Raw genomic sequence first — 18,673 nt, 5'->3', positions numbered from 1 at the left:
CGTGTGCGCGGGTAAGCCCCTATCACCCTAGTGCACCAGCGACGCCACCCACGGCCAGGCAATCGCCACCCACGTCCCCACGCAGAGCAGCAGGGCCAGCATGACCGCTGCGCTGCCGAAATCCTTGGCGCGTTTGGATAGCCCGTGCTGCTCCAGCGAGATGCGATCGACAGCCGCTTCCACGCTTGAATTGAGCAACTCGACGATCAGCACCAGCACCAGCGTGCCGAGCATCAGGATGCGTTCCACCACGGTGGCGGGGATGACGAACGCGCACGGCAGCAGGATCGCGCACAGCGTCAACTCCTGGCGGAATGCGCTTTCCTCGTCGATGGCGAAGCGGATGCCGCTGATGGAGTTCTTGAGCGCGAACCAGGCCCGCGTGATGCCGCGATTGCCCTTGTGCGGGTTGTCGGCCGGCGAGTAGGCGCCCGCCGCGGGTGGCGGAGCTGGACGCTCAGGCGGCGTTGTCGGCTTCATTGAACGCAAGGCTTAAGCGCCTGTGGCAGTCGAGGGTTGAGCGGTCTTGGCATCGCCGGATTGTACGGCCGGCATCGGGCGCAGGTGCGCCAGGAACTGCTCGGAGGCTGCGCGCCACGAGAACTTCTCGGCATGCGCACGCGCTGTGACGCGATCAATGCGCAGCGCTTCCAGGCAAGCTTCGCGCAGGTCTTCGCGCAGCGCACCGGCCGGCGAATCGCCCAGCACGTCGATCGGGCCCGTCACCGGATAAGCCGCCACCGGCAACCCGCTGGCGAGCGCTTCGAGCAACACCAGGCCAAACGTATCCGTGCGGCTCGGGAAGACGAACACGTCAGCCGAGGCGTACACCTTGGCCAGTTCCGGCTGCTTGAGCACACCCAGGTAGTTGGCGTTCGGGTACTTCGCCTTCAGGCCGGCCAGCGCGGGGCCTTCGCCCACCACCCACTTCGAGCCGGGCAGGTCGAGTTCCAGGAAGGCTTCCACGTTTTTCTCGACAGCCACGCGGCCAACGTACAGGAAGATCGGGTGCGCGGTGTTGAGCATGTTGCCGCGCTGCGAGGTGAATACATCCAAATCCACGCCACGCGTCCACAGCACGCCGTTGGTGATGCCGTAGTCAGCCAGGTCTTTCAGCACTACGGGCGTTGGTGCCATCACGGCCTGAGCCGGGCTGTGGAACCAGCGCAGGAAACGGTACGTCCACGCCAGCGGAATACCGAAGCGCGCCTGCACGTATTCCGGAAAGCGTGTGTGGTACGCCGTCGTGTAGGGCAGCTTGTGGCGCAACGCATAGGCGCGCGCTGCCAGCCCGAGCGGGCCTTCGGTCGCGATGTGCAGGGCTTGCGGCGCGAACTTCTCGATGCGCTCGCGCACGCGCTTAGCCGGCAGGATCGACAGGCGGATCTCCGGATACGTCGGGCACGGCACCGTCTTGAATTCGAGCGGCGTGATCATGTCGACGACGTGGCCCATGGCTTCAAGCTCACGGCGCGTCTGGGTGAGGGTGCGGACGACGCCGTTGACCTGCGGTTCCCAGGCATCGGTGACGATCATGACTTTCACGGGCTCTCCTTGGGGCATGGGTGCCGGCGTGGCAACAACGGCAGGTTGTGTGAGATCAATGCTTGTGTTGGTCATGTGGGCTTCCATCAGGCGGCGGCCGCTGCGGCACGGCGTGCCCGGCGGGTAGTGCGCGGCGCATCGAGCAGATGCGTCCAGTAGACGATCTGCAGTTCGCCCTCCATGGTTTCGACCAGGGCGGAGAGGCTCTCCACCCAGTCGCCGTCATTGCAGTAAAGCTGGCCGTCGATCTCGCGGATCTCGGCCTTGTGAATGTGTCCGCAGACCACGCCATCGCAGCCGCGCCGGCGTGCCTCGTCGGTCATCACGCGCTCGAACGAGTTGATGAAATTGACCGCGTTCTTGACCTGATGCTTGAGGTACTGCGACAGCGACCAGTACGGGAACCCCAGCTTCACGCGGATGCGGTTGAAATGCCGGTTCATTGCCAGGATGAAGGTGTAGAGCGAGTCGCCCACGTAAGCGAGCCAGCGCGCATGCTGCATCACACCGTCAAACAGATCGCCGTGTACGACCCACAGGCGCTTGCCGGTGGCGGTCACGTGCACCGCGTCTTCTGCCACTTCAATGTCGCCGAAGTTCAGGCCGTGGAACTGGCGCGCCATCTCGTCATGGTTGCCGGGGATGAACACCACGCGGGTGCCCTTGCGCGCGCGGCGCAGCACCTTCTGTACCACGTCGTTGTGCGCCTGTGGCCAGTACCAGCCCTTGCGCAGTTGCCAACCGTCGACGATGTCGCCAACGAGGTACAGCGTGTCGGAGTCGTTGTGCTTGAGGAAATCGAGCAGATAGTCTGCCTGGCAGCCCGGCGTGCCGAGGTGGATGTCCGACAGCCAGATCGTGCGATAGCGATGGACTTTTTCTGCGGGCGGGTCGGCGTCCTTGTCGGCCTGCTGGTCGGATGCCAGGGCCGGGAGCGGGGTGGCGGCAGGGGCTTGGTGGTCTCGCACATCACCGCGGCCGGCTGGTACAGCGGAACCCAGCGCGCCGGCGGCGGCTAATCCGGCGGCCATGTGCATCAGAGGCGGTGGTGCGTTCCAGTCGGAACCGGTGAGGGGAGCAGCGCGAAAGCGTTGCGCGAGGCGGCGGAGGAAACCAGGGCGCGATGGCAGATTTGGCAGGACCATGTCGGCAACAGAGGCTGCGTTGGACGGATTTCGCCACCGCCGCGTGAATAAGCCGTGTCAGAAACATGACCGTCACATGACGTAGTTGCCGTGGAAGATCGAAGCGGTTGCCGGAGACCTGCGCCCGGCGTGCGTTTTAGGCGGATGGGGGCAGCGGTTTGCCCTCGATGCGCGCCAGTTCTGTCTGCACGGCATCACGCACGCGCGCGTCGCATAGCAGCGACACATGGCCGATGCCGGAGAACGGCACATGCCGCGCGCCCTCCAGCCAAGACGCGCCGGCCGGCCCGACGATGGAGTCGTGCCACGAGAAGACCGACGTGATGCGTGCTCGCACGGCCGGCGTTTCGGACGCCGCAAGTTGGCGCAGCCATGCACTGGCCCAGGCCATCTGGCGCACGTTGCGCCCGCGCCCACTGCGCGCCATCGCCGTGCCCCGATGTGGGGTGCCCAGCGTGATGACGTGTGCGACCGGGCAGATATCCGTTGATTGCCGCAGCAACGCTCGTGCAGCGAGCCCGCCCATGCTGTGGCAGAGCAGGACCGGCGCGCGGCCGTACGTGTGCGTCATGCGCGCGACAACGGCGGCGATGTCGTGGGCGTAGTCATCGATGTCTCCCAGCAACGGCATCAGATCGATGGCCTCGATCGGGTGGCCCGCGGCGGCCAGGTGCCTTTGCATCGGCAACCACACTGCTCGGTTACAGCCGTAACCGTGGACCATCAGTACGGGTACGCGTGCGCCGTCAATCGCGGCTGCATCGAACGCTGCCTGTGCCCGAAACGGCTGCAGCACGTTGAACATCCAGGCCACCGACACGCATTCGCGCAACCAGCACGCGATAAAGCCTGTCATGCCGATGCGCTGCTCGCGTGGTACGGGTATGCGATCCCACACAGGGTCATCCGGAATGGCTGTGCCGAGACTCGTGGATGCGATGAGGAATGCCCAACCAACCGAGACGAGATAGCCGAGTATCAGTGCCCCAGCGGCAACGGCTGCGGAGCCTGGCCAGCTCAATGCACCCCAGCGATGGGCGGCCCACGCGACCGTCAACATCGCGGCACATTGCAGTACTACCGCAATGCGCCGCGCGTTGGCTGCCGTCAACGAGGCAAGCGGCGCAGAGGAGGCAGGCAGATCGGCGCGTGTCATGATGTGTACCGTCGCCGAAGATGGAATCAGGCGCGCACCAGCCGCGTGCCAGCAAGGCGGTCATGCAGGAACTGGCGCTGCGGGTCGAGCCACGCCAGCGCGCCCCAGGCCAGCACGCAGGTCAAGGCAACACCCGCGCCAGTCCAGCGGGAAACCCCACTTATGTGGATGATGCCGACCGCCACAACCACCCAGATCCAAGCCAGCGCATAACGCGCAATGGCGCGGCCAAGCGAGATGGGCGAGCCGTCTGCGTTGACGACGCGCATGCGCCAGGTCTGCATGGCGAGTGTCTGCCCGCGTTTGCGCCAGAAGCCCACGAAATACAGGCCAAGCGCGAGGAAGCCCCACACCTGCAGGCCAACATCGCCCGTGCGCGCCAGCGGAGGAATGATCGCGCGCAGCAGCAGAAAGATGGCCGTCGCGCCAAACATGACGCCGAACAGCAGCAGGCCCTCGTAGAGCATCGCAGCCAGGCGGCGGCGCAGCGTGGGAGCGGCAAGCGGATCAGGTGCCGTGACAGGCGAGGTGGTAGAAGCGGTAGTGGCCATCGAACCGGGTGAGCGCAGGCGGGGCGTAATCGATCATGCACCGGCACAACGTGTGCGCGGCGCGTGACCGGATTATGCCAAAGGGCATGCGGGCTTAGCCGCCCAGCACGGTTGATGGTGGCGGGTTGCCCGAATCGCCGTCCGGGCTGGTGGCTGGGGTCACTGGATGCGCAGGCGTGATCGGCGTACTTGCTGGTGCCGGGGCCGTTGCCGCAGGAGCGGGCGTGGTTGCCGTCGGCGCAGATGCTGCTGCCGTTGCCGTTGCAGTCGGCTTGGCCGGCGCCAACGGGTTCGGTGCCGACTTGGTCGTGCCCGGCTTGGTGCGCGCACCGTGATGCAGTGCCTTGGCCGCATCCTTGGCCAGGCTCGTACTGCCCGGCAATGCCGTGACTGCAGACGGACGTTTCTGTGCCTTGGCTGCCGCAGCAAGCTCCTTCTTCTGCTCGTCAGGCAACTGCTGATAGCGCTGCCAAGCTTCGCTCTTCTTCTGGACGGGAACCGACTTGGTGGTCTGGAAATTCTCGCGGGCACGATGCCGCTGCTCGGGCGTCAGCTTGACCCAGTCGGCCATTCGCGTCTGCAGGCGTTGCTGCTGTGCCGGCGTGTACTTCGGATACGCCTGGGCAATCTGTAGCCACTTCTTGCGGGCCAGCTCGGGCATGCCGTTCCATTCCGGCGCAAACGGCGCGAGGATGCGCTGCTGCACGACGGTCAGCTCAGACCAGTTCGGATGAATGGAGGGCTGCGGATTGGTGGTCGGCGGCGTCGGCAGCGCCAGCGGTGTGCTGGCGGTGGTATCCGGTACGGCGGACGGTGCCGATGCTGCCGGTGCTTGTGCGATTGCCAATCCTGCGGACAGCCCTGCCGCGCCGATCAACGAGATCAGGGCGACGCGCAGGCGCAAGGTCCGTTCGCCTCGCGGTGGTTGGCCGTGGGTGCGGTGGAAGTTGCTCATCGATCAGCCTTTCACTGATCGCGTTTATCGAGGTACTGATGGAAGCCTTGATCGGCGTAGGCAGCCAGTGGCAGGTCGTCGAGCAACATGGCGGCGTCGACCTCGGCGAGTTCGTCCACGCGTTGCTGCTGTTGCCACTGATAAATGCCGGCAAGCCCTGCGACCAGTGCGATGGTTGGCCACAGCAGACCGAAGCGACGCAGGAACGCGCCAATACGGTGCAGCGGCGACGCAGCATCGTCTTCCAAGTCGAAGGACACCTGACCTACACCCGGCATGACCAGGGCAGGCGAGCGCACCGTGCTCGGTGCTTCCGCTTTTTTATGCGCGAGCGCCGTCCGGCGTGCCGCGGAGAGGCGGTCACGTACGTCGGGCGGCAACTGTCCTGCCGACTCGTTCAGAGCGGTACGGACAGCATGCACAAAGCGGCGTTCTCGAAGTTCTACCTTGTTCATAGTCGGATCCCTCGCGCCCTCAGCGCTTGGGCCAGGGCGTGCGTTGCCCGCGAGCAGTGCGTTTTCACGCTCCCCTCGGAACAGCCCATCGCCTGGGCGGTTTCGGCAACATCCATGTCTTCCCAGTAACGCATCAGAAAGGCTTCCCGTTGACGTGTGGGGAGCTTCTCGATTTCGCGCTCCAGAATTTCCAACATCTGCGTGCGCTCAACCTTGTCGGCGCTGCTTTCTGCTGCTGTGGAGCCGGCTTCACTTTCGATCAGCTCCAGCGGGTCGGTATCGTCGCCCTCTGCATCCGTACGGAAGCTGGAGAACAGGCTGACCCACGTGTTGCGCACCTTGGAGCGACGGAACCAGTCGTGGATCGTGTTCTGCAGAATGCGCTGGAACAGCAGGGGCAGTTCGGCCTCGGGCTTGTCGCCATACTTTTCGGCCAGCTTGATCATCGCGTCCTGCACGATGTCGAGTGCGGCGTCATCATCGCGGACCGCGAATACTGCCTGCTTGAAGGCGCGTTTTTCGACGCTTACGAGGAAGGCCGACAGTTCCTGTTCAGAGGCCATACAACGGCGGGTGCGAATCCTGTGGGGCGGTTTGGCGAAATTTCACATTGTCATCATGTGATGCAATGTGAGCATTGCGCCTCGCAGCAACGACGGCCTAGACCGTCAAAAATGTTGCGATGCTAGCAAAAATGCGGGTCCACGGACAGTCCGACTGTCTGGCGGACCGCCTCGTGTGGCGAATCTTGCCGCCGCTGGACCGCCATGCGGCATTGCAGTATCATCGTCGGTTCACAACATCTGTGGTTGTCTCATCTGGCCGCTCATCAGGCGGACCATCCATGCAGACGCGCACCGCTCAAATCCGCGCCACAAGCCCGGTAGAGAGCATCCAAACAATTTTTTGCCGAAAATTGCAAAGGACTGACATGAATATGCCAAGCGCGGAATTTTCCCACGCCAATAGCGGTTCATCTGCCGACATGATGGGGTCTGACATCCTCGTCAATGCGCTCGCGGCAGAGGGCGTCGAGTTCGTCTGGGGTTACCCCGGCGGCGCGGTGCTCTATATCTACGACGCGTTCTACAAGCAAAACAAGATCGAACACATCCTGGTGCGCCATGAACAGGCGGCAGTCCATGCGGCTGACGGCTATGCGCGCGCCACGGGCAAGGTTGGTGTCGCCCTGGTGACTTCCGGTCCGGGCGTGACCAATGCCGTGACCGGCATTGCCACCGCCTACCTGGATTCGATTCCGATGGTGATCATCACCGGCAACGTGCCGACACACGCCATCGGCCAGGACGCCTTCCAGGAATGCGACACCGTCGGCATCACCCGGCCGATCGTCAAGCACAACTTCCTGGTCAAGGACGTGCGCAACCTCGCTTCGACCATCAAGAAGGCGTTCTATATCGCCTCGACCGGCCGTCCGGGCCCGGTGGTGGTGGACATCCCGAAGGATGTTTCGCGCGAGATGTGCAAGTACGAGTATCCGAAGACGATCGAGATGCGTTCGTACAACCCCGTCAACAAGGGGCACTCCGGTCAGATCCGCAAGGCGGTGAGTCTGCTGCTGCAGGCCGAGCGCCCGTACATCTACTCCGGTGGTGGCGTGGTGCTTGCCGAGGCCAGCGAAGAGCTGCGCCAACTGGCTGCGCTGACGGGCTACCCGGTCACGAACACGCTGATGGGCCTGGGCGCATTCCCGGGTACGAGCAAGCAGTTCGTGGGCATGCTGGGCATGCACGGCACGTACGAAGCCAACATGGCGATGCAGAACTGCGACGTGCTGATCGCCATCGGCGCGCGCTTTGATGATCGCGTGATCGGCAGCCCGGCGCACTTCACGTCGCAGCCGCGCAAGATCATCCACATCGACATCGATCCGTCCTCCATTTCCAAGCGAGTGAAGGTCGACATCCCCATCGTCGGCAACGTCAAGGACGTGCTGCAGGAGATGATCGCCCAGATCCAGAGCGGTGAGGCCAAGCCGAACAAGACGGCGCTGGCCAAGTGGTGGGAACAGATCGAGCAGTGGCGCAGCGTCGATTGCCTGAAGTACGACCGCACCTCCGAGATCATCAAGCCGCAGTATGTGGTCGAGAAGATCTGGGAACTGACGAATGGCGACGCCTTCGTCTGCTCCGACGTCGGTCAACACCAGATGTGGGCCGCGCAGTTCTACAAGTTCAACGAGCCGCGCCGCTGGATCAACTCCGGTGGCCTGGGCACGATGGGCGTGGGCCTGCCGTACGCGATGGGCATCAAGAAGGCGTTCCCGGACAAAGAAGTCGTCACCATCACCGGTGAAGGCTCGATCCAGATGTGCATCCAGGAGCTGTCGACCTGCCTGCAGTACGACACCCCGGTGAAGATCTGCTCGCTCAATAACGGTTACCTGGGCATGGTGCGTCAGTGGCAGGAAATCGAGTACGACAACCGTTACTCGCATTCCTACATGCAGGCGCTGCCCGACTTCGTGAAGCTGGCCGAAGCGTATGGCCACGTGGGCATGCGCATCGAGAAGACGGCAGACGTGGAGCCGGCGTTGCGCGAAGCCTTCCGACTCAAGGATCGCACCGTGTTCCTCGACTTCCAGACCGACCCGACCGAAAACGTCTGGCCGATGGTCCAGGCGGGCAAGGGGATTTCTGAAATGCTGCTTGGCGCGGAGGACCTGTAATGCGTCACATCATTTCCGTCCTGCTGGAAAACGAAGCGGGCGCGCTGTCGCGTGTGGTGGGTCTGTTCTCGGCGCGCGGCTACAACATCGAGACGCTGACGGTCGCGCCGACCGAAGACGCCTCGCTGTCGCGCATGACGATCGTCACGACGGGCTCGGACGACATCATCGAGCAGATCACCAAGCACCTGAACCGCCTGGTGGAAGTCGTCAAGGTCGTCGACCTGACCGAAGGTGCGCACATCGAGCGCGAGCTGATGCTCGTGAAGGTGCGTGCGGTCGGCAAGGAACGCGAGGAGATGAAGCGTACGGCGGACATCTTCCGCGGCCGCGTCATCGACGTGACCGAGAAGACCTACACGATCGAGCTGACCGGCAACGGCAGCAAGCTTGACGCGTTTCTCGATGCCATCGATCGCACTGCCATTCTGGAGACCGTCCGCACGGGCGGCTCGGGCATCGGCCGCGGCGAGCGCATTCTGAAGGTTTGAACCGGCGCGAGCGTGCTGCCGGCCCCCATCGATATTGAAGTATTTGAAAATTAGGACATCACCATGAAAGTGTTTTACGACAAGGACGCCGACCTCTCCCTGATCAAGGGCAAGAACGTCACCATCATCGGCTACGGCTCGCAAGGCCACGCCCACGCTCTGAACCTGAACGACTCGGGCGTGAAGGTGACGGTCGGTCTGCGCAAGGGTGGCGCGTCGTGGAACAAGGCCGTCAATGCTGGCCTGCAGGTCAAGGAAGTGGCCGAGGCGGTGAAGGAAGCCGACGTTGTCATGATCCTGCTGCCGGACGAGCAGATCGCTGATGTGTACAAGAACGAGGTGCATGGCAACATCAAGCAAGGCGCTGCACTGGCGTTCGCCCACGGCTTCAACGTGCACTACGGTGCCGTGATCCCGCGTGCTGATCTGGACGTCATCATGATCGCCCCGAAGGCTCCGGGCCACACCGTGCGTGGCACGTACGCGCAAGGTGGCGGCGTGCCGCACCTGATCGCTGTGCACCAGGACAAGTCGGGCGCTGCGCGTGACATCGCCCTGTCGTACGCCACCGCAAACGGCGGCGGCCGCGCCGGCATCATCGAAACCAACTTCCGCGAAGAAACCGAAACCGACCTGTTCGGCGAACAAGCCGTGCTGTGCGGCGGTACCGTCGAGCTGATCAAGGCTGGCTTCGAGACCCTGGTGGAAGCCGGCTACGCTCCGGAAATGGCGTACTTCGAGTGCCTGCACGAGCTGAAGCTGATCGTCGACCTGATCTACGAAGGCGGCATCGCCAACATGAACTACTCGATCTCGAACAACGCCGAATACGGCGAGTACGTCACCGGCCCGCGTGTCGTGACCGAAGAGACCAAGAAGGCCATGAAGCAGTGCCTGAAGGACATCCAGACCGGCGAATACGCCAAGAGCTTCCTGCTGGAGTACAAGGCAGGCCAACCGACGCTGATCTCGCGCCGCCGCCTGACCGAAGAGCACCAGATCGAGCAAGTCGGCGCCAAGCTGCGTGCGATGATGCCGTGGATCGCCAAGAACAAGCTGGTCGACCAGACGAAGAACTGATCGAGCAAGCCTCGTATGAAAAGCCAGCCTTCGGGCTGGCTTTTTTTATGCTGAATCTAGGTGGTAAGAGGCCGTTTCAAGTGCTGGCACGGCCCTGTGTCAGCTAGAATGCCGCATTTCCCCCAAGACGCTGTCGAGGTCTCATTTGAACAACACGTATCCGCATCCCATCATCGCCCGCGAGGGCTGGCCGTACCTGGGCGGGATTTTCATTGTCTCTCTCATCGTGCAGGCTGCCGCCGGCTTCGGCTGGGCTTGGCCGTTCTGGGTGCTGACGCTGTTCGTGCTGCAGTTTTTCCGCGATCCGGCACGCGTCGTGCCAACGCAGGCCAACGCGATCCTCTCGCCGGCCGATGGCCGCATCGTTGCCGTCGAGCAAGTGCGTGACCCGTATGCCGATCGCGACTCGCTGAAGATCAGCGTGTTCATGAACGTCTTTAACGTGCACTCGAACCGCGCGCCGGTGGATGGCACCGTGCAGCAAGTGCAGTACTTCCCGGGCAAGTTCGTCAACGCAGATCTGGACAAGGCATCGCTTGAGAACGAACGCAACGCCGTTGTGCTGCGTCGCCCTGATGGCCAGCTCGTCACCTCGGTGCAGGTGGCCGGCTTGATCGCGCGCCGTATCCTTTGCTATACCAAGGCAGGGGAGACCCTCGCGCGCGGCCAGCGCTACGGCTTTATCCGCTTCGGCTCGCGCGTCGACGTGTACCTGCCGCTGACCGCACGCCCGCGCGTGACCATCGGCGAGAAGGTGTCCGCCACGCTGACGGTGCTCGCCGAGCTGGACTGATCCGGAGGCCGCCATGCCCGCGTTCAATCGGCGCAAGAAGCGCTTCACCAGCAACGTGACGCATCTGCGTCCGCTGCGCCACAACCAGCCGCGCCCGGATGATGACGACCTAGATGTCGTCCGTCCACGTCGTCGCGGCATTTATCTGCTGCCCAACGCCTTTACGACGGCCGCGCTGTTTGCTGGCTTCTTCGCCATCGTGCAGGCGATGAACCTGAACTTCGAGACGGCGGCCATTGCCATCTTCGCTGCGATGGTGCTCGACGGCATGGATGGCCGTGTCGCGCGCATCACCAACACGCAAAGCGCGTTCGGTGAGCAATACGATTCGCTGTCGGACATGGTGTCGTTTGGCGTTGCCCCCGCGCTGGTGATGTATGAGTGGATCCTGCGTGACCTCGGCAAGTGGGGTTGGCTCGCGGCTTTTGTCTACTGCGCCGGTGCGGCGCTGCGCCTGGCGCGCTTCAACACCAACATTGGCGTGGTCGACAAGCGCTTCTTCCAGGGCATGCCGAGTCCGGCTGCGGCGGCGTTGATCGCTGGCTTTGTCTGGCTGGCAATCGATAACAAGCTGCCGGTGAAAGAGCTGTGGATGCCGTGGGTAGCCTTTGGGCTGACGCTGTACGCGGGGCTCTCGATGGTATCGAACGCGCCGTTCTACAGCGGTAAGGCGCTCGACGTGCGGCATCGCGTGCCGTTCGGCGTCATGGTGCTGGTGCTGGTGCTGTTCGTGGTCATATCGAGCGATCCGCCGGTGGCGCTGTTCGGGCTGTTCGTCGGCTACGCGGTGTCGGGTTACCTGTTGTGGGGTTGGCGCACGCTGCAAGGTCAGCAGGGCAGTCCCAAACTGCCGAAGCAGGCACCAGATGAAGCCCACGAGTGACCGATGCGCTGCACCATTGTGCGCTTGCGTCAATTTTTGAATTCGTCTATAGTCGTTCGCATGCTTTCGCGCCCGATTTCCATTCTGATTACGCTAGTCTCGATTGATGGCCTACTAGGTCGTCAGGTCGGGACACGCGCATAGGGAAATCGCAAGACAAGGCAAGCAAAGACCGCCAAGTTTTCGCGAACCAGAATTCACAGCGCCCCGGCCTGCAACCATGCACGCCGGGGCGTTTTGCATTCTGCACCGCCAAAAACGATCCGAGACACCACTAAGACCGACGTCAAAAACGTCACCCCATCAAGGAGCCGCCATGAGCGACAAACTCATTATTTTCGATACCACCTTGCGCGACGGCGAGCAGTCCCCCGGGGCGTCGATGACCAAGGAAGAGAAGATCCGCATCGCCAAGCAGCTCGAGCGACTCAAGGTGGATGTGATCGAAGCCGGCTTCGCGGCCAGCTCCAATGGGGATTTCGAAGCGATTCGCGCGATTGCCCAGTCGGTCAAGGATTCGCGGATTTGTTCGCTGGCACGTGCGAATGACCGCGACATCTCCCGCGCTGCGGAGGCGCTCAAGCCCGCCGGCCAGTTCCGCATCCACACGTTCATCGCCACGTCGGCGCTGCACATGGAGAAGAAGCTGCGCATGACGCCGGACCAGGTGTATGAGCAGGCGCGTCTGGCGGTGCGCTTCGCACGCCAGTTCACGGATGACATCGAGTTTTCACCGGAAGACGGCAGCCGCTCCGACATGGACTTCCTGTGCCGCGTGTTGGAAGGCGTGATCGACGAAGGCGCGACCACCATCAATCTGCCGGATACGGTGGGCTACGCGGTGCCGGAAGGCTATGCCGCGCTGATTCGCTCGGTGCGTGAGCGCATTCCGAATTCCGATAAGGCGATCTGGTCAGTGCATTGCCATGACGATCTGGGCATGGCCGTTGCCAATTCGCTGACCGCCGTTCAATTGGGTGGCGCGCGCCAGATCGAATGCACGATCAACGGCCTGGGCGAGCGCGCCGGCAACACCAGCCTTGAAGAGGTGGTGATGGCGATAAAGACGCGCCGCGATTACTTCAACCTCGACGTCGGTGTCGATACCACGCAGATCGTGCCGGCCTCCAAGCTGGTCTCGCAGATCACCGGTTTCGTCGTGCAGCCGAACAAGGCCGTGGTGGGCGCCAACGCCTTTGCGCACGCTTCGGGCATCCACCAGGATGGCGTGCTCAAGGCGCGTGATACCTACGAAATCATGCGCGCCGAAGACGTGGGCTGGACGGCCAACAAGATCGTCCTGGGCAAGCTCTCGGGCCGCAATGCGTTCAAGCAGCGCCTGCAGGAACTCGGTATCGAGCTGGATTCGGAGGCCGAGTTGAACGCTGCGTTCACGCGCTTCAAGGAACTGGCCGACCAGAAGGCCGAGATCTTCGACGAAGACATCGTCGCTATCGTCTCCAACGAGGCGCAGCACAGTGAAGGCGAGCACTTCCGCTTTGTGTCGCTGGCGCAGCGCTCGGAAACCGGCGAACGCCCGCATGCACGTATCGTCTTCGTTGCCGACGGGAAGGAAGTGACGGGCGAGGCGGAGGGCAACGGCCCGGTCGATGCCACGCTCAACGCCATCGAAAGCAAGGTCGCCAGCGGCGCCGAGCAACTGCTGTACTCGGTCAATGCCATCACGACCGGCACGCAGGCGCAGGGCGAAGTAACGGTCCGCCTGTCCAAGTCGGGCCGCATCGTCAACGGCGTGGGAACCGATCCCGACATCGTTGCCGCCTCTGCCAAGGCTTACCTGGCCGCGCTGAACAAGCTGCAGGACAAGAGCAGCGAGAAGCTCAATCCGCAGATCTGATCGCGGGTTTCAACGAATACACGCAGGAGTCAGCCCAGACCCCAACACGATTACCACTGAGCGCGCACCCGGTTACCCACCGGAACGCGAAGCGGGTGCGGCGGCACCGGGCACGTCAGGAGCGTGCACCATGCCGGCCGTCTTTGAGAGCCATGTGAGTGTGATCCACGACATGGCCGACCCGAACATCCACGCCAGGTGATGCGCCTCGCGTGGATGTTGCCGTTGCAGCGCTTGGTGGCCGCTCAGCGGCTGGAATCGTGATCGTGGTCGTACATCGGGTCGGGGCTGACCTGCGTGAGCCGCACGACGCCGTCGCGGTCGAAATAGAAGTTCATCAGCGAGGGCCACACGCCCTCGTGCTTGAAGCGGTAGGACCACACCTGCCGATCCATTAGCCGGAAGTAGGCAGTCTCCTCGGGCTTGCCGAATGTCTGCAGCACATCCTTCTGCGTTGAGGTGCCAACGCGGATCTGCGCAAAATCCATCGTCGTCAGAATTTGCCGGAACGAGACGAGCTTGCCGCTCGCGTCGAAGTCGGCGGCATAGGTGAACTGCCCGTACGGTTGGGTTGGATATAGCCAACGCGTTCCGCCGTCTGCGCGAGCATATTGCTCAGGCGGTTTGCCGAAACGCGCCTCCACGGTGGAAGCCGGCTGGCCGATCAGTGCTTCGCCCGTTTGAACAGGGGCCAGTACGGTACATGCGCTCATCAACGCCAGCGCCATGGCGAGCAACGCGGTGCGCTGCAAGGTTCGTGGGCCCACGATGGTTCTCCTGAATGCCTTCAGTGTAGAACCTGATGTCGGTCGCCCGCTTGTGCCTGCAAGGCGGTGCGCTTTACCATCCGCGCTTCACGGGGAGTTGTCATGATGTTTCGCTTGTTTCTGGCCACCTTGGCGGCCGTCGGGTTATGCGGCGCCGCGGTTGCCCAACCCGAGGCTGCGCCGATCCGGTTGGGGTTGATCGAAGGGCTGTCTGGCCCCTTTGCTAATGCGGGGGAGGCCGTGGATCGCAATCTGCGTTTCGCCATCGAAGGGGTGAATGCGCGCGGTGGTGTGAAGCTGCCCGATGGACGCCATCCGCTTGCACTGGTGCGCCTGGACAGCAAGAACACGGTCGATGAATCCTTGTTGCAACTGCAGGCTGCCACCGATGCAGGAATTCGCGTCGTCCTGCAGGGCAACAGCTCAGCGGCTGCGGCTGCGTTGTCGACATCGATTTCGCGCTACAACGAACGCCATCCGGAGTCGCGCGTGCTGTACCTGAACTACGCTGCGGTCGATCCAGCGCTGACCAACGAAGCATGCAGCTTCTGGCATTTCCGATTCGATGCCTCGGCCGATATGCGCATGCATGCGCTGACCGAGGTAATCCGGTCAGACAAGTCGGTTAAGAAGGTCTATCTGATCGGGCAGGACTACACATTCGGTCGCCAGGTGGCGCAATCTGCGCGTCAGCAGTTGGTCGAGAAGCGGCCAGATGTGGCCATTGTTGGCGAGGTGCTGCATCCGATCGGCAAGGTGAAGGATTTTGCGCCGTACATCGCGCGTATCGCGGCGTCGGGTGCAGATACGGTCGTTACCGGCAACTGGGGTAATGATCTGACGCTTTTGGTCAAGGCTGCGCGCGATGCGGGACTCAAGGCGCGCTTCTTCACGTTCTACGGCAATTCGCTGGGCGCGCCGGCGGCGATGGGCGAGGCGGGCGTTGGCCGCGTGGTGGCGGTCGCGGAGTGGCATCCGAATCTTGGCGGCGCCAAATCTGATGCTGTCTACAAGGTTTTCCGCGCACGCTATCCGGCGCCAGCAGATGACTATCCGGTACTGCGCGACCAGATGATGATCGACATGCTGGCCGCCGCCATCGAGCGTGCCGGTACGACCGAGGCAGGCGCTGTGGCGCGTGCACTGGAAGGCGCATCGTTGGATAACGGCTTTCACCGCATCACGCTGCGCGCGGAGGATCACCAGGCTATCCAGTCACTGGTCGTGACACAGATGGAGCGGGCGGGGACACCAGGCACGCCGTTCGATATCGAGGGGTCCGGCTATGGTTTCCGCACACTGAAAGTGATTCCGGCGGCGCAAACAGCATTGCCGACGACCTGCAAGATGCCGCGCTATTGATCAGCCCTGTCACGCCACTGTCGTCTAGTGAAGGGTTTAGGCTATAATCGCGGTCTTGCTGTCCAGACCGGGTTAGGAAAGGGCTGGCAAGATTATTGTTCAACACGGCACCGGCGGCGGCCAATCAGGCGCTGCAGTGTCCGCAAGTCAAAGGAATCGAAATGTCCGTTGCTAACATCAACAAGCAAGAAATCGTCAAGGATAACGGCCGCAGCGCCAACGATACGGGTAGCCCGGAAGTGCAGGTTGCACTGCTGACGGCCCGCATCAACGAACTGCAGCCGCACTTCAAGGCGCACATGAAGGACCACCACAGCCGTCGCGGCCTGCTCAAGATGGTGAGCCGTCGCCGTCGTCTGCTGGACTACCTCAAGGGCAAGGACGCCGACCGCTACACCGCGTTGGTTGCAAAGCTGGGCCTGCGTAAGTAATGGTGAGTCTCACGCATTGTGCGTGATGAATAAGTGCCTGCGTCAGCATGCTGATGCAGGCATTTTGTTTTTGGCGGCCGCGTTTGTGGCTGCGCCGGGTGACCGGCAAGAAGTGATGGCAGTGGGGTGACCGACTGCCAGGGACCGGGGGCGGCAGGAAGCAGAGTCTTGTGTCATTCCAGCGCGGCGTTGCACGTCAGTGCTGCGCTGGAATGGCATAAACACACCTCTGCAACCGTACCGTCTTCCGGAACGTGTTTGTCGTGGCGCAATGAAATCGCGTTTGAAGCGTGAGCGCTGCGAATACCGAACAGGAGATGCTATGACCATGTTCAACAAGATCGTCAAAGAATTCCAATGGGGCGGCCATCAGGTCCGCATGGAAACGGGTGAGATCGCCCGCCAAGCCAGCGGCGCTGTGCTGCTCGACATGGACGACACCGTTGTGCTCGCCACCGTGGTGGGCGCCAAGAACCCGAAGCCGGGCCAGGATTTCTTCCCGCTGACCGTCGACTACCTTGAGAAGACCTACGCCGCCGGCAAGATCCCGGGTGGCTTCTTCAAGCGTGAAGGCCGTCCGTCGGAAAACGAGACGCTGACCTCGCGCCTGATCGATCGTCCGCTGCGTCCGCTGTTCCCGGAAGGCTTCTACAACGAAGTCCAGGTCGTCATCCACGTGCTGTCGATCAACCCGGAAGTGCCGGCTGATATCCCCGCGCTGGTGGCGGCTTCGGCTGCGCTGGCTGTGTCGGGCCTGCCGTTCAACGGCCCGGTGGGCGCTGCCCGCGTAGGTTACAAGGATGGTCAGTACCTGCTGAACCCGAACCGCGCGCAACTCGCACATTCGGAGCTGGACCTGGTCGTCGCCGGTACCGAGCGTGCCGTGCTGATGGTCGAATCGGAAGCCAACCAGCTGTCGGAAGAAGTGATGCTGGGCGCCGTGGTGTACGGCCATGAGCAAATGCAGATCGCCATCAACGCGATCCACGATCTGGTGCGCGAAGGCGGCAAGCCCGAGTGGGATTGGCAAGCTGCGCCGAAGAACGAAGCGCTGACCGCCAAGATTTCCGAGTTGGGCCTGGCTGATCTCCAAGCTGCTTACCAACTGCGCCAGAAGTCGGCCCGTAGCCAGAAGCTGAAGGAAGTCTACAAGTCGGTTGCCGAGAAGCTGGCTGCCGCCGGTGTGGAAGCCGACGGCGTGGAAGTCGACAACATCCTGTTCGAGCTCGAATCGAAGATCGTGCGCGGCCAGATCCTGAATGGCGAACCGCGTATCGACGGTCGCGACACCCGCACGGTGCGCCCGATCGAGATCCGCTCGTCGGTGCTGCCGCGTGCGCACGGCTCGGCCCTGTTCACGCGTGGTGAAACGCAAGCGTTGGTGGTGGCCACGCTGGGCACCAAGAGCGATGAGCAGATCATCGACGCGCTGCAAGGCGAGTACCGTGACCGCTTCATGCTTCACTACAACATGCCGCCGTTCGCCACGGGCGAAACCGGCCGCGTGGGCAGCCCGAAGCGCCGCGAAGTCGGCCACGGCCGTCTGGCCAAGCGAGCACTGATTCCGGTGCTGCCGAAGGACGACGAATTCGCCTACACGATGCGCCTGGTTTCGGAAATCACCGAGTCGAATGGTTCGTCGTCGATGGCTTCGGTGTGCGGCGGCTCGCTGGCGCTGATGGATGCGGGCGTGCCCATCAAGGCGCACGTGGCTGGCGTGGCCATGGGCCTGATCCTGGAAGGTAACAAGTTTGCCGTGCTGACCGACATCCTGGGCGACGAAGATCACCTGGGTGACATGGACTTCAAGGTCGCGGGTACCGACGCTGGTATCACCGCGCTGCAGATGGACATCAAGGTGCAGGGCATCACCAAGGAAATCATGCAGGTCGCGCTGGCGCAAGCCAAGGAAGGCCGCCTGCACATCCTGGGCAAGATGCAGGCTGCCATGGGCGGCGCACGCACCGAGCTGTCGGAGCACGCTCCGCGCATGATCACCGTCAAGATCAATCCGGAGAAGATCCGCGACGTGATCGGCAAGGGCGGCTCGACCATCCAGGCGCTGACCAAGGAAACCGGCTGCACGATCGACATCGGCGAAGACGGCACGATCACCATCGCGTCGACGTCGTCGGAAGGCATGGCTGAAGCCAAGCGTCGTATCGAAGGCATCACGGCTGAAGCCGAAGTGGGCAAGATCTACAACGGCACCGTGCTCAAGCTGCTGGACTTCGGCGCGATCGTGAACATTCTGCCGGGCAAGGACGGTCTGCTGCACATCTCGGAAATCGCCAACGAGCGCGTGAACCAGGTCTCCGACTACGTGAAGGAAGGCCAGGCCGTGCGCGTGAAGCTGCTGAGCACCGATGAGAAGGGTCGCATGCGTCTGTCGATCAAGGCCGCCAAGGCTGAAGAAGGCGACGTGCCGGCAGCGGCTCCGCAAGCGCCGGGCGCAGGTGATGCCGCTTCGGAGCAGCAACAGCAACAACAGCAGTAAAAGCAGTCAAGGCGG

18 protein-coding genes are annotated in these 18,673 nt (G+C 62.8%); 9 read left to right on the top strand and 9 right to left on the bottom strand.

Features of this window, described 5'->3' with window-relative positions; translation table 11 throughout:
- Positions 1 to 27 precede the first annotated feature (27 nt).
- The 8 genes from R2N11_RS00625 to R2N11_RS00590 all read right to left on the bottom strand — a co-directional run bounded on the left by R2N11_RS00625 (position 28) and on the right by R2N11_RS00590 (position 6,370).
- On the bottom strand, positions 28 to 480 hold the full coding sequence (locus R2N11_RS00625; protein WP_199029171.1) for a diacylglycerol kinase: 453 nt from the start codon (positions 478 to 480) through the stop codon (positions 28 to 30).
- Positions 481 to 492: 12 nt separating this feature from the next.
- The gene (locus R2N11_RS00620; RefSeq protein WP_430715405.1) at positions 493 to 1,563 is read right to left on the bottom strand and encodes a glycosyltransferase family 4 protein; all 1,071 of its coding nucleotides are present in this window, start codon (positions 1,561 to 1,563) and stop codon (positions 493 to 495) included.
- Between the two features lie 68 nt (positions 1,564 to 1,631).
- Entirely contained in the window at positions 1,632 to 2,582 is a 951-nt protein-coding gene (locus R2N11_RS00615) for a UDP-2,3-diacylglucosamine diphosphatase (RefSeq protein ID WP_199031639.1), read from the bottom strand.
- Positions 2,583 to 2,826: 244 nt separating this feature from the next.
- Positions 2,827 to 3,846 carry an esterase/lipase family protein gene (locus tag R2N11_RS00610; RefSeq protein WP_316679774.1) on the bottom strand — a complete coding sequence of 340 codons (1,020 nt, stop codon included), beginning with the start codon at positions 3,844 to 3,846 and terminating at the stop codon, positions 2,827 to 2,829.
- Positions 3,847 to 3,872: 26 nt separating this feature from the next.
- On the bottom strand, positions 3,873 to 4,397 hold the full coding sequence (locus R2N11_RS00605) for an RDD family protein (protein WP_316679773.1): 525 nt from the start codon (positions 4,395 to 4,397) through the stop codon (positions 3,873 to 3,875).
- Positions 4,398 to 4,491: 94 nt separating this feature from the next.
- Positions 4,492 to 5,352, bottom strand: a complete 861-nt coding sequence (locus R2N11_RS00600) for a DUF3106 domain-containing protein (protein WP_316679772.1) — start codon at positions 5,350 to 5,352, stop codon at positions 4,492 to 4,494.
- A gap of 11 nt (positions 5,353 to 5,363) precedes the next feature.
- Entirely contained in the window at positions 5,364 to 5,807 is a 444-nt protein-coding gene (locus R2N11_RS00595) for a DUF3619 family protein (protein WP_316679771.1), read from the bottom strand.
- Positions 5,804 to 6,370 carry an RNA polymerase sigma factor gene (locus R2N11_RS00590; RefSeq protein ID WP_199031628.1) on the bottom strand — a complete coding sequence of 189 codons (567 nt, stop codon included), beginning with the start codon at positions 6,368 to 6,370 and terminating at the stop codon, positions 5,804 to 5,806. Before R2N11_RS00590 ends, R2N11_RS00595 begins: the two co-directional genes overlap by 4 nt.
- Before the next feature lie 368 nt (positions 6,371 to 6,738).
- Here R2N11_RS00590 and R2N11_RS00585 point away from each other — a divergent pair, with 368 nt between their 5' ends.
- The 6 genes from R2N11_RS00585 to R2N11_RS00560 all read left to right on the top strand — a co-directional run bounded on the left by R2N11_RS00585 (position 6,739) and on the right by R2N11_RS00560 (position 13,601).
- Positions 6,739 to 8,496: an acetolactate synthase 3 catalytic subunit gene (locus R2N11_RS00585; RefSeq protein WP_316679770.1), complete on the top strand. Its 1,758-nt coding sequence runs from the start codon at positions 6,739 to 6,741 to the stop codon at positions 8,494 to 8,496.
- Complete coding sequence (gene ilvN, locus R2N11_RS00580; protein ID WP_021195003.1) at positions 8,496 to 8,987, top strand: acetolactate synthase small subunit; 492 nt, start codon at positions 8,496 to 8,498, stop codon at positions 8,985 to 8,987. Before R2N11_RS00585 ends, ilvN begins: the two co-directional genes overlap by 1 nt.
- 63 nt (positions 8,988 to 9,050) lie before the next feature.
- Positions 9,051 to 10,067 carry a ketol-acid reductoisomerase gene (gene ilvC, locus R2N11_RS00575; protein ID WP_199031630.1) on the top strand — a complete coding sequence of 339 codons (1,017 nt, stop codon included), beginning with the start codon at positions 9,051 to 9,053 and terminating at the stop codon, positions 10,065 to 10,067.
- Positions 10,068 to 10,212: 145 nt separating this feature from the next.
- Positions 10,213 to 10,860 carry a phosphatidylserine decarboxylase gene (locus R2N11_RS00570; protein WP_199031631.1) on the top strand — a complete coding sequence of 216 codons (648 nt, stop codon included), beginning with the start codon at positions 10,213 to 10,215 and terminating at the stop codon, positions 10,858 to 10,860.
- Between the two features lie 13 nt (positions 10,861 to 10,873).
- A complete protein-coding gene (gene pssA, locus R2N11_RS00565) occupies positions 10,874 to 11,743 on the top strand; it encodes a CDP-diacylglycerol--serine O-phosphatidyltransferase (protein ID WP_199031632.1) in 870 nt (289 codons plus the stop codon).
- A 316-nt stretch (positions 11,744 to 12,059) separates the two neighbouring features.
- Entirely contained in the window at positions 12,060 to 13,601 is a 1,542-nt protein-coding gene (locus R2N11_RS00560) for a 2-isopropylmalate synthase (protein WP_316679768.1), read from the top strand.
- A 245-nt stretch (positions 13,602 to 13,846) separates the two neighbouring features.
- Here R2N11_RS00560 and R2N11_RS00555 read toward each other — a convergent pair whose 3' ends face one another.
- Positions 13,847 to 14,329, bottom strand: a complete 483-nt coding sequence (locus tag R2N11_RS00555; RefSeq protein ID WP_199031641.1) for a hypothetical protein — start codon at positions 14,327 to 14,329, stop codon at positions 13,847 to 13,849.
- A 144-nt stretch (positions 14,330 to 14,473) separates the two neighbouring features.
- Between R2N11_RS00555 and R2N11_RS00550 the strand changes: the two genes are divergently transcribed.
- The 3 genes from R2N11_RS00550 to pnp all read left to right on the top strand — a co-directional run bounded on the left by R2N11_RS00550 (position 14,474) and on the right by pnp (position 18,658).
- On the top strand, positions 14,474 to 15,730 hold the full coding sequence (locus tag R2N11_RS00550; RefSeq protein WP_199031640.1) for a branched-chain amino acid ABC transporter substrate-binding protein: 1,257 nt from the start codon (positions 14,474 to 14,476) through the stop codon (positions 15,728 to 15,730).
- A gap of 161 nt (positions 15,731 to 15,891) precedes the next feature.
- Positions 15,892 to 16,161: a 30S ribosomal protein S15 gene (gene rpsO / locus R2N11_RS00545; protein ID WP_021194996.1), complete on the top strand. Its 270-nt coding sequence runs from the start codon at positions 15,892 to 15,894 to the stop codon at positions 16,159 to 16,161.
- 322 nt (positions 16,162 to 16,483) lie between these two features.
- Positions 16,484 to 18,658 carry a polyribonucleotide nucleotidyltransferase gene (pnp, locus tag R2N11_RS00540; RefSeq protein WP_316679767.1) on the top strand — a complete coding sequence of 725 codons (2,175 nt, stop codon included), beginning with the start codon at positions 16,484 to 16,486 and terminating at the stop codon, positions 18,656 to 18,658.
- The last annotated feature ends 15 nt before the right edge of the window (positions 18,659 to 18,673 follow it).

Origin of the sequence: Ralstonia flaminis (genome assembly GCF_958415495.1) — a bacterium.
GTDB lineage: Bacteria > Pseudomonadota > Gammaproteobacteria > Burkholderiales > Burkholderiaceae > Ralstonia > Ralstonia flaminis.
This window is presented reverse-complemented; position numbering and strand designations above follow the sequence as displayed.